The sequence below is a fragment of the Poseidonocella sp. HB161398 genome, from assembly GCF_005870025.1.
Classification (GTDB): domain Bacteria; phylum Pseudomonadota; class Alphaproteobacteria; order Rhodobacterales; family Rhodobacteraceae; genus Mangrovicoccus.
Genome location: NZ_VATA01000071.1, coordinates 1 through 12,646, shown reverse-complemented (window position 1 = coordinate 12,646; position 12,646 = coordinate 1). Strand labels below are relative to the sequence as shown.

General features: G+C 69.8%; 15 protein-coding genes. 6 read left to right on the top strand and 9 right to left on the bottom strand.

Annotated elements, in window-relative coordinates; translation table 11 throughout:
- Positions 1–7: 7 nt before the first annotated feature.
- The 5 genes from FGX59_RS30910 to dapB all read right to left on the bottom strand — a co-directional run bounded on the left by FGX59_RS30910 (position 8) and on the right by dapB (position 3,822).
- Complete coding sequence (locus FGX59_RS30910) at positions 8–1,588, bottom strand: gamma-glutamyltransferase family protein (protein WP_138471638.1); 1,581 nt, start codon at positions 1,586–1,588, stop codon at positions 8–10.
- 45 nt (positions 1,589–1,633) lie between these two features.
- On the bottom strand, positions 1,634–2,107 hold the full coding sequence (locus tag FGX59_RS30905; RefSeq protein WP_171060910.1) for an ATP-binding protein: 474 nt from the start codon (positions 2,105–2,107) through the stop codon (positions 1,634–1,636).
- A 19-nt stretch (positions 2,108–2,126) separates the two neighbouring features.
- Positions 2,127–2,471, bottom strand: coding sequence for an STAS domain-containing protein (locus FGX59_RS30900; RefSeq protein WP_138471634.1), 345 nt, complete (start codon positions 2,469–2,471; stop codon positions 2,127–2,129).
- 109 nt (positions 2,472–2,580) lie between these two features.
- Positions 2,581–2,955 carry a dihydrodipicolinate reductase gene (locus FGX59_RS30895; protein ID WP_138471632.1) on the bottom strand — a complete coding sequence of 125 codons (375 nt, stop codon included), beginning with the start codon at positions 2,953–2,955 and terminating at the stop codon, positions 2,581–2,583.
- A gap of 54 nt (positions 2,956–3,009) precedes the next feature.
- Positions 3,010–3,822 carry a 4-hydroxy-tetrahydrodipicolinate reductase gene (gene dapB, locus FGX59_RS30890; RefSeq protein WP_138471663.1) on the bottom strand — a complete coding sequence of 271 codons (813 nt, stop codon included), beginning with the start codon at positions 3,820–3,822 and terminating at the stop codon, positions 3,010–3,012.
- A 90-nt stretch (positions 3,823–3,912) separates the two neighbouring features.
- Between dapB and rbfA the strand changes: the two genes are divergently transcribed.
- Both rbfA and truB read left to right on the top strand, forming a co-directional pair.
- Positions 3,913–4,344 (top strand): 30S ribosome-binding factor RbfA, encoded by a 432-nt coding sequence (gene rbfA, locus FGX59_RS30885; protein ID WP_138471631.1) that lies wholly within the window; start codon positions 3,913–3,915, stop codon positions 4,342–4,344.
- 2 nt (positions 4,345–4,346) lie between these two features.
- The gene (gene truB, locus FGX59_RS30880) at positions 4,347–5,261 is read left to right on the top strand and encodes a tRNA pseudouridine(55) synthase TruB (protein ID WP_138471629.1); all 915 of its coding nucleotides are present in this window, start codon (positions 4,347–4,349) and stop codon (positions 5,259–5,261) included.
- Here truB and FGX59_RS30875 read toward each other — a convergent pair.
- Positions 5,245–5,535 carry a hypothetical protein gene (locus FGX59_RS30875; RefSeq protein WP_138471627.1) on the bottom strand — a complete coding sequence of 97 codons (291 nt, stop codon included), beginning with the start codon at positions 5,533–5,535 and terminating at the stop codon, positions 5,245–5,247. The two genes, truB and FGX59_RS30875, sit on opposite strands and share 17 nt — an antisense overlap.
- 95 nt (positions 5,536–5,630) lie before the next feature.
- Here FGX59_RS30875 and FGX59_RS30870 point away from each other — a divergent pair, with 95 nt between their 5' ends.
- Together FGX59_RS30870 and FGX59_RS30865 are read left to right on the top strand one after the other, a co-directional pair.
- A complete protein-coding gene (locus FGX59_RS30870; RefSeq protein WP_138471624.1) occupies positions 5,631–6,143 on the top strand; it encodes a DUF1643 domain-containing protein in 513 nt (170 codons plus the stop codon).
- 46 nt (positions 6,144–6,189) lie between these two features.
- Positions 6,190–7,110, top strand: coding sequence for a hydrogen peroxide-inducible genes activator (locus tag FGX59_RS30865; protein ID WP_138471623.1), 921 nt, complete (start codon positions 6,190–6,192; stop codon positions 7,108–7,110).
- On the opposite strand, the gene FGX59_RS30860 is transcribed toward FGX59_RS30865, so the two are convergent.
- Positions 7,071–7,754, bottom strand: coding sequence for a TetR/AcrR family transcriptional regulator (locus tag FGX59_RS30860; RefSeq protein ID WP_138471621.1), 684 nt, complete (start codon positions 7,752–7,754; stop codon positions 7,071–7,073). The two genes, FGX59_RS30865 and FGX59_RS30860, sit on opposite strands and share 40 nt — an antisense overlap.
- A gap of 121 nt (positions 7,755–7,875) precedes the next feature.
- On the opposite strand from FGX59_RS30860, the gene FGX59_RS30855 reads away from it, so the two are divergent.
- A complete protein-coding gene (locus tag FGX59_RS30855) occupies positions 7,876–9,015 on the top strand; it encodes an HlyD family secretion protein (RefSeq protein ID WP_240722811.1) in 1,140 nt (379 codons plus the stop codon).
- 5 nt (positions 9,016–9,020) lie between these two features.
- The gene (locus tag FGX59_RS30850; protein WP_138471617.1) at positions 9,021–10,580 is read left to right on the top strand and encodes a DHA2 family efflux MFS transporter permease subunit; all 1,560 of its coding nucleotides are present in this window, start codon (positions 9,021–9,023) and stop codon (positions 10,578–10,580) included.
- Between the two features lie 15 nt (positions 10,581–10,595).
- Here the strand turns inward: FGX59_RS30850 and FGX59_RS30845 are convergent, their stop codons facing one another.
- Together FGX59_RS30845 and FGX59_RS30840 are read right to left on the bottom strand one after the other, a co-directional pair.
- Complete coding sequence (locus FGX59_RS30845; RefSeq protein ID WP_138471615.1) at positions 10,596–12,353, bottom strand: calcium-binding protein; 1,758 nt, start codon at positions 12,351–12,353, stop codon at positions 10,596–10,598.
- A 201-nt stretch (positions 12,354–12,554) separates the two neighbouring features.
- A partial coding sequence (locus FGX59_RS30840; RefSeq protein ID WP_093363049.1) for a hypothetical protein occupies positions 12,555–12,646 on the bottom strand: 92 nt, incomplete at its 5' end.

The following is a 12,646-nucleotide window of genomic DNA, read 5'->3' as shown; positions in this document are numbered from 1 at the left end:
GCGACGGCTACCAGCCGAGCGCGCAGCCGTCCTTCCGCGGGTCCGAGGCGCCCTCGAACACCCCCTTGGCATAGTCGATCCGGATCGCCTGCGCGCCGCCGAGCGGCCGCTCGCGATAGCCCACCTCGTGGCCCATGTAGCCCAGCTCCATGCCGACGCCGCGGGGATAGCCGTCCTCCAGCATCACCTTGCCGTTCTCCCAGAAGCAGCGGGGCGCGTCGATCGCCGCCTGCAGCGGCATGCCGAAATCGGTCAGGTTGGTCAGGAAGCGGACATGGCCGACCGGCTGGTAGGCGCCGCCCATCACGCCGAAGACCGTGCTCAGCCGCCCGCCCTCGCGCAGCATCGCCGGGATGATCGTGTGCATCGGCCGCTTGCCGCCCGCCGCCTCGTTCGGATGGCCCGGCTCCAGGCTGAAGCCCGCGCCGCGGTTCTGGAACAGGATGCCGAATTCCGGCGAGGCGATGCCCGAGCCGAAGCTGTGGAAGATCGAGAAGATCAGCGACACCGCCATCAGGTCGCGGTCGACCACGCAGAGATAGACCGTGTCGCGATGCACCGCCCCGGCCTGCTCGAGCGCCATCGGATTGGCCTTCTCCTCGTCGATCAGCCCGGCCAGCCGCCCGGCGGTCTCGTCCGACAGCATGTGCTCCAGCCGGCGGACATGGTCGGGATCGGCCAGGAAGCGGTCGCGCGCGTCATAGGCCAGCTTGGTCGCCTCCACTTCCAGATGCGCGCGCCAGGGGTCGAGCGGGTCATTCTCCGCCAGATCGAAGCGGTTGAGGATATTGGTCATCAGGATCGCGGTGGCGCCCTGGCCGTTCGGCGCGTGCTCCAGCAGCTCGACATCCCAGTAGCGGCCGGAGATCGGAACGCTGCGGCTGGTCTTGGTCGCGGCGAAATCCTCCAGCACGTGGCAGCCGCCCGCGGCGCGCAGGGCGGCGACCATGTCCTCGGCGACCTCGCCTGTGTAGAAGGCGTCCCGGCCATGGGCCGCGATCCGGCGCAGGAGCTCCGCCTGGCGCGGCGCGCGGAAGATCCGCCCGGTCGGCGGGGCCGTGCCGTCCGGCAGGTAGAGATCGCGCGCGACCCCCTGCAGCACGCCGCCGTCGAGCCCCCAGTCATGCGCCACCCGCGGGGCCACCGGAATGCCTTCCTCGGCATAGCGGATGGCCGGGGCGAGCACGGCGCCGAGCTCCAGTTTGCCCCAGGCGTCGTGCATGTGGCAGAAGGCGTCGACTGCGCCCGGCACCGTCACGGAGGCGGCATCATGGAGCGGCATGCTGCGATGCCCGGCCGCGCGCAGCGCTTCGGCCGAGAGCCCGGCCGGGGCCCGGCCCGATCCGTTCAGCGCGATCACCTCTTCGGTGCCCGGCGGCTTGACCAGCGCGAAGCAGTCGCCGCCCAGCCCGGCCATCTGCGGCTCTGCCAGTCCCAGAACCGTGGCCGCAGCGATGGCGGCGTCGACGGCGCTGCCCCCGGCCTCCAGGATGGCGACGGCCGTATGCGAGGCCAGCGGATGGGACGTCGCGCAGATTCCGTTGGCGGCGAAGACGGGCGAACGCCCCGGCAGGTGGAAATTTCTCACGGGCTAGTTCTCTCCCTTGTCCGGCAGTCCGGGGCGGCTGTCGGGTCATGCCTCCGCCGGCGGCCGGCCCAGGCCCAGCCCGACGCGGAGGATATTCGTCCCGTCCCGGCGGGCATAGCTCAGCTCGTCCGCCAGCTCCCGGACCAGGTGGAGGCCGAAGCCGCCCTCCGGCAGATCCTGCCGCCCGACATCGAGCGCGGCAAGCCCCTTCTCCGGCAGCCCGCCGCCCGGCATCGGCCGACCGCGGTCGCGCAGGGTGACGATCAGCGCGCTGCCCTTGCGGCGGCAGTCCAGCTCGATCGCGCCGGCGCCCGGTCCGGGCCGCTCGGCACAATAGGCATGTTCGACGATATTGTTCAGCAGTTCCGCCAGCAGCAGCTCCGCCCGGAAGATCTCGGCCGCGTCGAGCCCCAGCCGCGGCAGGTCGCGCCGCAGGCACAGGAGCGCCGCGCGCACCTCCTCCGGACCGGCCGGGAAGGACAGCCGCAATTGCGGCTCTGCCCCGTCGCTGGCGGCCATCTCGATGCACTCCTCTGCGTCAGGAGGCATTCGCGCGAGGCCCGGTGGCCTGCTCCAGCGTCTCGTGAATCGGAAAGACCTTGTCCATGCGGGTCAGCCGGAACACCTTGGAGACGGTCGGCGACAGTGCCGCCAGTTCCAGAGTCTGGTCCGCCTCCAGCTGCTTCAGCGCGGCAACGATGGCGCCCAGCCCGCTGCTGTCGACGAAATCGACCTGGGACAGATCCAGCAGGATCCGCCCGGGCCGGCCGGCGGTCAGCTCGCGCATCCGGTCCTTGAACTGGATGGCCACCGATGCGTCGATCCGGGAATCACCGACCGTCACCAGCAGGCCGAAAGGCTGTTCCGAAGAGTCCAGGTTCATGTTCCACCTCGCCGTTGCGCGCTCGGGGCAACCTAGGCGCCAAAACCTTACCAGCGGCTGAGCCCGGCCCGGCCCGCCTGCCGAAATTGCACGGCGTTTGAGATGAAGTTTAGCGATCCGCCGGGGAATGCAGCTCCAGCACGGCGCTGCGGCCGCGGCCCTGGTCCGAGGCAAAGCGCAGCCGGTCGCCATCGACCGCAACCTCCTGGCAGTTATAGGGGAATTGGCGCGCGCCCCAGGCGAGGTCGCGGCAGAACCAGCCATCCTTCCAGCGCCAGCTGCCGCTGACCTCGCGCCCGAAGGCGCTGCCGACGATGGCCCCGTCATGCCGCACCGCAAGCCGGATGCCCGTGCGTTCGAGGATATGCCCTTCGGTCAGGGCCCGGAATTCGGATTCGGTCCCGACCTGCCGGAACTGCGCCCGCGCCTCTCCCGCCCCGGCCCCTGCCAGGACGAGAAGCGCCACTGCCGTGATTGCCTTCATGCCAGCCTCCGCTTTGCCTGTCCCCCGGGGATACGCAGGCGGCGGCCGTCCGGATCAGTCTAGCCCGAGCACGTCCATCATGTCGTACTCGCCGGGCGCCCGGTCCTGGCCCCAGAGCGCTGCGGTCAGCGCGCCGCGGGCGAAGATGCCCCGGTCAGTGGCCAGATGACGCAGCACCACGCGCTCGCCGGGGCTGGCGAAGATCACGTCATGCTCGCCCACCACGTCGCCGCCGCGGATCGCCGAGAAGCCGATCGAGCCCTCGGTCCGCGCGCCGCGGCGCTGCATCCGCTCCATGTCCTGCAGCCCCCCGAGCGTCCGGCCGCGGCCCTCGGCGGCGGCCTCGCCCAGCATCAGCGCGGTGCCCGAAGGCGCGTCGACCTTGTGGCGGTGATGCGCCTCGACCACCTCGATGTCCCAGTCGGTCCCCAGCGCGGCAGCCACGCGGCGGGTCAGCCCGGTCAGCAGGTTGACGCCGAGGCTCATGTTCCCGGCCCGGACCACCACGGCATGGCGCGCGGCGGCGGCGATCTTCTCCAGATGCGCGGGCTCGAATCCGGTCGTGCCGATGACATGCACCGCACGCGCCTGGGCGGCGATCGCCGCGACCTCGACCGACAGCTCCGGCGTGGTGAAATCGATCACCGCCCGGGCGGTCGCCATCGGCTCCAGCAGGTCGGAGGTCACGGTGACGCCGAGCGCGCTGCCGCCCATCGCCGTGCCGATATCCTGGCCGATCCAGGCATGGCCCGGCCGCACCACGGCCCCGGCCAGCCGCGCCTTGTCGCTCTCGGCCACGGCCTGCACCAGCATGCGGCCCATCCGGCCGGCAGCGCCTGTGATCACAATTCCCGGCAGCTCCGTCATCGCCTCTTCCTTCATCTGCTCAGCCCGCGCCTGCGACATTCTTGCCAGAGTCCTGTTGCGGGCGCTCCTGCGATGCCTTACATGCCGGCCATGGCACGCCACAAGCATCACGACGCTCTTTCCGGCCCGTCGCAGCGCCAGCTGCGGGTGGGCGAACTCATCCGCCGGACCCTGTCCGAGGTGCTCAATCGCGGCGAGATCCACGATCCCGACCTCAACCGGATGTCGATCACCGTCGGCGAGGTCCGCTCCTCCCCCGACCTGAAGGTCGCCACCGCCTTCGTCATGCCGCTCGGCGGCCAGGGCGCCGAGGCGGCGATCGAGGCGCTGAACCGCAACCGCAGCGAGCTGCGCCGCGCCGTCGGCAAGGCGGTGAAGCTGAAATTCGCGCCCGAGCTTCGGTTCCGCATCGACGAGACCTTCGACCGGATCGACGAAACGCGGCGGCTGTTCTCGCAGGAAAATGTGCGCCGCGACCTCGATCACGGCGATGACGACGCGGATTTCGAACAGGACGACTGACAATGGGACGCAAGCGCAAGGGGCGCGAGGTTCACGGCTGGCTGGTCGTGGACAAGCCCGCCGGGCTGACCTCGACTGCGGTGGTGAACAAGGTCCGCTGGGCCTTCGACGCGAAGAAGGCCGGGCATGCCGGCACGCTGGACCCGGCGGCAACCGGGGTTCTGGCGATCGCGCTCGGCGAGGCGACCAAGACGGTGCCCTTCATCACCGACGCGCTGAAATGCTACCGCTTCTCGGTGCGGCTCGGCCAGGCGACCAATACCGACGATGCCGAGGGCGAGGTGATCGCCGAGTCGCCGCTGCGTCCCGCCACGGCCGAGATCGAGGCCGCGCTGGCGCAGTTCACCGGCGATATCATGCAGGTCCCGCCAAAATTTTCCGCAGTGAAGATCGACGGCGAGCGCGCCTATGCGCTGGCCCGCGACGGCGAGGATCCGCAGCTGTCGGCGCGGCCGCTGTTTGTCGAGAGCCTGACCCTGTCCGGCCGGCCCGATGACGACCATGTCGAGCTGGAGATGGTCTGCGGCAAGGGCGGCTATGTCCGCGCCATCGCCCGCGACCTGGGCGAGAGCCTGGGCTGCACGGGCCATGTCGAATGGCTGCGCCGCGTCTGGTCCGGCCCGTTCGAGGCCGACGAGGACGGGGTGAGCCTGGCCGATATCGAGGCCGAGGCCAAGGATCCGGCGCTCGACCGCCTGCTCCTGCCGCTGGAGGCCGGGCTGACCGATCTGCCGAAAGTCGTCGTCTCCGCCCATGGCGCGGCACGGCTGTCGAACGGCAATCCCGGCGAGGTCCTGTCCTCGGAGGCCGAGTTCGGCGAAGAGGCCTGGGCCGTGCATCAGGGCCGCCCGGTCGCGGTCGGCATCTACAAGGCCGGGATGCTGCATCCCAGCCGGGTTTTCAATCTAGGCGAATGAACGCGCCGCGCGGGCCGAGATCGAGAGGTTTCGGCCGCGTGAAGGCATATCCCGCCCGTTCGGCATCGGGCGGCGGGATGGCCGCGGGCGGCGGTGCCGCGGTTTCGGTCGCGCAGACCGGCAACAGCTGCAGCTCCGGCACGCCGAGCGCGCGGCGCAGCGGATTTCCCGCCTCCGACAGCCACAGCATCGTCAGGCAGGTCGCCAGCCCGGCCGCCAGGGCGGCCAGGATCATAGTGCCGAAACCATGAGCGCGACGCGCGGCAGTGTCCATCGCGGATCCTCCTTGCCCTCCGTCTTAGCCATGATCCCTTGCCGAAGCATGAAGCCGGGCTTGCGCTCCGCCGGGCAATCCCGCACATCGCCTCCATGATTACCCGCACCCACCAGAAGGGCGATGCCGCCTCGGTCGCCGTCTATTCGCCCTGCGAACGCTACCGCTACACGCTGACCCGGGTCTGGGATCCGGCCGGGCTGAAGGCCGCTTTCGTCATGCTGAACCCCTCGACCGCGACCGAGGTGCAGAACGACCCGACGGTCGAGCGCTGCGAGCGGCGGGCGCGGACGCTGGGCTTCGGCGCCTTCCGGGTGACCAACATCTTCGCCTGGCGCGACACCGACCCGAAGGCGATGCGTGCCGCGCCCGAGCCGGTCGGGCCGGAGAACGACGCCGCCATCGCCGAAGCCTGCCTCTGGGCGGACCGGGTGATCTGCGCCTGGGGAACGCATGGCGCCTTTCTCGACCGCGGCGCCGCGGTCGAGGCGCTGATCCGCGCCACCGGCGTCACGCCCTACCATCTGGGCCTGTCGAAGGCCGGGCATCCCAAGCATCCGCTCTACCTGCCCTATACCCGGCAGCCGGAGCCCTGGCTTCCGTCTTGACCTCAGCCCATCTTGCGGATCACGCACGATCCGATAAGATCGCCTGATGGCACATGTCACCCTGAAGCAGCTGGCCTATTTCGAGGCCCTCGCCCGCACCGGCCATTTCGGCCGGGCGGCGGCGCTCTGCCACGTCACACAGCCGGCGCTGTCGATGCAGGTGGCGGAGCTGGAATCACAGCTTGGCGTCGCGCTGGTGGAGCGGCGGCCGCGCGGCGTGACCCTGACCGCAGCCGGGCAGGAAGTGGCGCGGCGCGCGGGCGAGATCGGCCAGTCGGTGCGCGACCTGGTCGAGGCAGCGGGGCTGCATTCGGACGGGCTGGCGGGCCCGCTGCGGCTGGGGGTGATCCCGACCGTGGCGCCCTATCTGCTGCCCGGGCTCCTGCGCGAGATCGGCCGCCGCCATCCCGGCGCCGAGGTGAAGGTGCGCGAGACCGTGACCCAGACGCTGCTGTCGGAGCTGGCGCAGGGCACGCTCGACCTGGTGATCGCCGCGCTGCCGCTTCTTCATGCCGAGATCGAGACCCATCCGGTCTTCTCCGAGCGCTTCATGCTGATCGCGCCGCCCGGCACTCCGGCGAGCCTGCCCGACGAGGAGGTTCTGGCGCGGCACCCGCTGCTGCTGCTGGAAGAGGGCCACTGCTTCCGCGACCACGCGCTGGCAGCCTGCGGCCTGACCGTCGCCGACGAGGTCGACACCCTCGCCGCCTCCAGCCTGTCGACGCTGGTGCAGATGGTGGCGCACGGGCTGGGGGTGACGCTGATCCCGGAAATGGCGGCGCAGAGCGAGGCGCAGCATGACCGGGTGGCGGTGCGCACCTTCGCCGGGCCGCAGCGCACCCGGACCGTGGCGCTGGCCTGGCGCCGCTCCAGCCCGCGCGATGCCGAATACCGCATCCTCGCCGGGATGCTGGCCGATCTCGCCTCTCAGATCTCGGCCCCGCCCGCGCCCTTGCCGGTGCCGTAGCTGGCCAGGAACATCGCCACGGCCGCGTCGACCGTGCGATCGATCTCCGCGTCCTCGGGCTCGCGGTCCATATGGGCCATCACCCGGCGGCGGAAAAGCCCGGCCATGCTGAGCTCGACGAACTGGTAGGCCGCCAGCTCGGGATCGCCGATGCTGAGCGTCCCGGCCGCGATCTGGCGCAGAAGGTAGCTGCGCAGCGCCTCCATCCCGCGCCGCCCGCCATCCTGGTAGAAGCGGCGGCCAAGCTCGGGCCGCCGCTCGGTCACGCCGATCACCGTGCGATGCGCCGAGATCACGTTTTCCGAGCAAATCGTCCGCGCCAGATGCCGGCCATAGCGGCCCAGCACCTCCGCCACGCTGCCCGGCCGGTCGAGCTCGGCCGTGATCTCGCCCAGCAGCCGTTCCCGCGTCTGCGCCAGCAGCGCCTCGAAGAGGTCCTCCTTGGAGGCGAAATAGACGTAGATCGTGCTTTTCGAGACACCGGATTCGCGGGTGATGTCATTCATCGAGGCCGCGTCGAATCCCAGCCGGGCAAAGACCTCGCGGGCGCCGTCGAGGATCTGCGCGCGCTTCGCCGGGTCCTCTCCGGCGGCCGGCTTGCGGCGGCGGCGGCGCGGCATCGGCGTGTCGGCAGGGTCGCGCATATTCACCTCCTCGCGAGAAATCGAACTGATCGGTTCGAATTGGAGTTGATCTGCCCGGGGCATTCCCCCATGTCAACAAGCAACATCGAACCGATCGGTTCGATTCTTTTTGGAGATGGGCATGGCATTCGACACTTCCGACGACGACTCCCGCGGAGCGCAGAGCGGGGCCGGAGCGCCGCAGGGCGACGCCGCTGACGGGGCGCCGCGGAAGCGGCCGCTGAAAAGGCTCGTGCTCGGCGCGGTGATCCTCGCCGGGCTCGGCTATGGCGGCATGCAAGGCTATGGGTGGTGGACCACAGGGCGGTTCATGGAAACCACCGACGACGCCTATCTGCAGGCCGACATATCAGAGATCTCGCCGGAAGTGACCGGCAACATCACCGAGGTGGCCGTGACCGGCAACCAGGCGGTGAAGGCCGGGGACGTGCTGTTCCGCATCGATGACGGCGACTACCGTATCGCGCTCGACAAGGCCCGGGCCGAGGTCGCGACGCAAAAGCAGACGCTGGCGCGGATCTCGGCGCAGATCGATGCCTCGGTCGCCGCCGTGGCCCAGGCGGAGGCGACCCAGCGCTCTGCCGAGGCGGCGCTGAAGAACGCCCGCAGCACGGCGGAGCGGGTCCGCAACCTGAATTCCTCGAGCTTCGCCAGCCAGGCCTCGCTCGACGACGCCACCGCGGCGCTGGAAGAGGCCGAGGCGCAGGCCGCCAATGCCGAGGCCTCGGTGCGCTCGGCCAATGCCAATGTCGCCGTGCTCAAGGCGCAATATGCCGAGGCCGAGACCCAGAGCCGCTCGCTCGACCTGGCGGTCGACCAGGCGCAGCGCGATCTCGACCGCACGGTGCTGCGCGCGCCCTATGACGGGGTGGTCGCCAATATCTCGGGCGAGACCGGCGAGCTGGTCAGCCCCGGCACGCTGCTGGCCGCCGTGGTTCCCGATGGCGGGCTCTATGTCGAGGCGAATTTCAAGGAGACCCAGCTGGGCGAGATCCGCCCCGGCGCGACCGCGCGGCTGAGCTTCGACATGCTGCCCGGGCTGGAGGTCGATGGCGAGGTGCAGTCGCTGGCCCCGGCGACCGGCGCGCTCTTCTCGCTGCTGCCGCCGGAGAACGCCACCGGCAACTTCACCAAGGTCGTCCAGCGCGTTCCGGTGCGCATCGCCCTGCCGCCCGAAGCGCTGGAGGACGGACGGCTGCGCGCCGGGCTCTCCACCATCGTCTCCGTCGATACCCGCACCGGCGGCAGCACCGGGTCCTGAGCCAGATGGCCGCTGCCGCAGACCAGATCGGCGAGCATATCCCGCCGCGCCGGATCTTCGCCTTCGTGGCGATGGTCTTCGGCATGTTCATGGCGATCCTCGACATCCAGATCGTCGCCGCCTCGCTGAGCGAGATCCAGGCCGGGCTCGGCGCCTCGGCGGACGAGATCTCCTGGGTGCAGACCTCCTACCTGATCGCCGAAGTGATCATGATCCCGCTCTCGGGCTTCCTCGGGCGGGTGATGTCGACGCGGATCCTCTTCACCGTCTCGGCGCTCGGCTTCGCGGCGACCAGCTTCCTCTGCGCCACCGCGGCGAATATCGAGCAGATGATCGTCTACCGCGCCGCCCAGGGCTTCATCGGCGGCGGCATGATCCCCTCGGTCTTCGCGGCCGCCTACACGATCTTCCCGCCCTCGAAGCGCGCGATCACCTCGCCCCTGATCGGCCTGATCGCCACGCTGGCGCCGACCGTCGGCCCGACCGTTGGCGGCTATCTCTCCGACACGTTCTCCTGGCACTGGCTGTTCCTGATCAACGTCATCCCCGGCATCTGCGTGGCGGTGGCGACCTTCTCGCTGGTGGATTTCGACGAGCCCGACTGGAAGCTCTTCCGCCGCTTCGACTGGACCGGGCTCCTGGCTATGGCGGCCTTCCTCGGCGCGATGGAATTCGCGCTGGAGGAGGGGCCCTCCAACGACTGGCTGCAGGACGAGGTCGTGCTCGGCGCCGTGGTGATGATGACGCTTGGCGGGGTGCTGTTCTTCTGGCGCGCGCTGACCCGCGAGGAGCCGGTGGTCGACCTCTCCTCCTTCGGCGACCGCAACTTCGCCATGGGCTCGATCTTCTCCTTCGTGATGGGGACCGGGCTCTACGGGATGACCTATCTCTATCCGCTCTATCTCGCCCAGATCCGCGGCTATGACAGCCTGATGATCGGCGAGGCGGTGTTCGTCTCGGGGCTGGCGATGTTCCTGACCGCGCCGATCGCCGGGGTGCTGTCGACCAAGCTCGACCTGCGGGTGCTGATGGGGATCGGCTTCGCCGGCTTCGCGCTCAGCTCCTGGCTGCTGACCGGCATGACCTCGGAATGGGACTTCAACGAGCTCCTGCTGCCGCAGATCCTGCGCGGCGTCTCGCTGATGCTCTGCATGGTGCCGATCAACAACCTCGCGCTCGGCACGCTGCCCCCCGACAGGCTGAAAAGCGCCTCGGGCCTCTTCAACCTGACCCGCAACCTCGGCGGGGCGGTCGGGCTGGCGATCATCAACACCGTGCTGAGCCACCGCCGCGCCTTCCATTACGAGCGGCTCTCCGAGCATGTCACCTGGTCGAATCCCGAGGCGCTGTCGCAGCTGCAGTCGATGACCGCGAACAACGCCGCCCACGGGCTCGATGCCTCGACCGCGGCGCTGAGCCAGATGCGCGGGATCGTGGTGGAGCAGGCCGGGGTGATGTCCTTCATCGACGTCTTCGCGCTGTTCACCGCGATGTTCCTCGCGCTGGCGGTGATGACGCTGCTGATGCAGAAGCCGAAGGACCGCGCCCCCGCCCCCGCGCATTGAGGGCGGCGCGGGCGCTCAGCCGATCAGGACCGCATCGCCGCTGTCGAGGATCACGTCGCCATTCTGCAGCTCGGCATCGCCCAGCCGCAGCTCGACCGTGAAGCCGCCATAGCCGATCTCGACGCCCCAGTCGGGCGAGACATCGACGGTGGCGCCCTCGGGCAGCTGCGACAGGTCGAGCCGGTCGGTCCCGCCCTCGAAATCGACGACCGTCATGGTGCCGTCTTGGGTCACGGGAATGGCGAAGATGAAGACGTCCGCGCCCTCGCCCCCCGTCAGCCGCGCATTGTAGCCGGCCGCCAGCGTGTCGTCGCCCGCTCCGCCATCGAGGATGTCGAAGCCGTCGATATGGGCGACCTGCCCCATTTCCGCGGCCACGATCAGGTCGTCGCCCTCGCCGCCGCGCAGCAGGTCGTCGCCGAAGCCGCTGACGGCGCGCAGCGTGTCGTTGCCCGCCCCGCCATCCACCGTGTCGCTGCCATGGCCCGCCAGCAGGCTGTCATCCCCGTCGTCGCCGAGGATGCGGTCGTCGCCGCCGCCGCCGTCGAGCACATTTGCGCCGCCATCGCCGGTCAGCGTGTCGTCGCCGGTGCCGCCGGTCAGGTTCTCGATCGATTCGACCGTGTCGCGACCGTAGATGCCCGTGCGCTGCCCGGCCGGACCGCCGAGGTCGAAGGCGATGCCCTCGGTCGCGAAGCGGTAGCTCAGCGTGTCCGAGCCGATGCCGCCGCCGATGATGTCATCGCCTTCGCCGGCCAGGATCAGGTCATTGCCCGAGCCGCCATAGACCCGGTCGTCGCCCGCCTCGCCGGCAAGCGTGTCGTCGCCGCGGCGGCCGTAGATCCAGTCGTCGTCCTCGCCGCCGCGGACGCTGTCGCGGCCGCTGCCTCCGACGATCTCGTCCTCGCCCGCGCCGCCGTTGAGCGAATCCCAGCCCATGCCGCCCAGCAGCGTGTCATTGCCGTCCCCGCCGAAGAGCGTGTCCCAGCCGTTGAAGCCGAAGAGGAAATCGTCGCCCTCGTCGCCTGACAGAAGATCGGATCCGAGCCCGGCGCGGATATGGTCATTGCCCGCCTCGCCGCTGAGCACATCCGAACGGAAGCCGCCAAGCAGCCGGTCGTCGCCGTCGCCGCCCTTCATCCGGTCCGCGCCCATGTCGCCATGCAGCACGTCGTCGCCCGCGCCGCCATCCATCCAGTCCGCCCCCTGCCCGCCATAGAGCGTGTCGTTCCCCTCGCCGCCGGCCAGCGTGTCGAGCCCCTTCTCGCCATGGAGCAGGTCGTCGCCGCGCCCGCCATCGAGCGCGTCCTGCCCCTCGCCGCCAAAGAGCGAGTCCTGGCCGATGCCGCCGAGCAGGGAGTCGTCGCCCGCCCTGGAATGCATCCAGTCGTCGCCGCCGAACCCCTGCAGCAGGTCGGCCGACGGCGTGCCGGTGATCTCGTCGGCATCGCGGAACAGGTACTCTTCCAGCACCTGCAGCATGCCCAGGCCGCCATGGTCGTGGACCGGCCGGTATCCGAAGCCGAAGGAATCGACGAAGCTGCCGGTGACCGAATAGATCTCGCGCCCGTTCTCGTAGACCGTGACGCGGGTCGCGGTGCCGACCGGCAGCACGTAGCCGGTGAAATACTGGTAGCTGAACTGCCCCTCGATCCGCACCGAGCGCGTGCCGTCGGCATAGCCGAAGAGCCCGGCCTCCATATGGATCAGATCGACCGGCAGATCCGGGGCTACCGGCTGCTGGAACACCGCCAGGTACTGCGCCTGCGCCATGTGCGACTCCTTTCCGTGGACGGGAAGACGTTGGCGCGACTTTTCTTAAGATGCCGCCCAACGCGGATGCCCGGGCGCGGAAATTTACCTTGAATTGTAGCCATCCCGGCGCTGCCCCGGTCCGGAACGGAAAAAGGCCCCGGGATCACCCGGGGCCTTTCCTGAACTCGGCCGGTCCCTGGGGACCGGAAGTGCCTCAGATCACTCGATGATCTTGGAGACGACGCCTGCGCCGACGGTGCGGCCGCCTTCACGGATGGCGAAGCGCAGCTTCTCTTCCATCGCGATCGGGG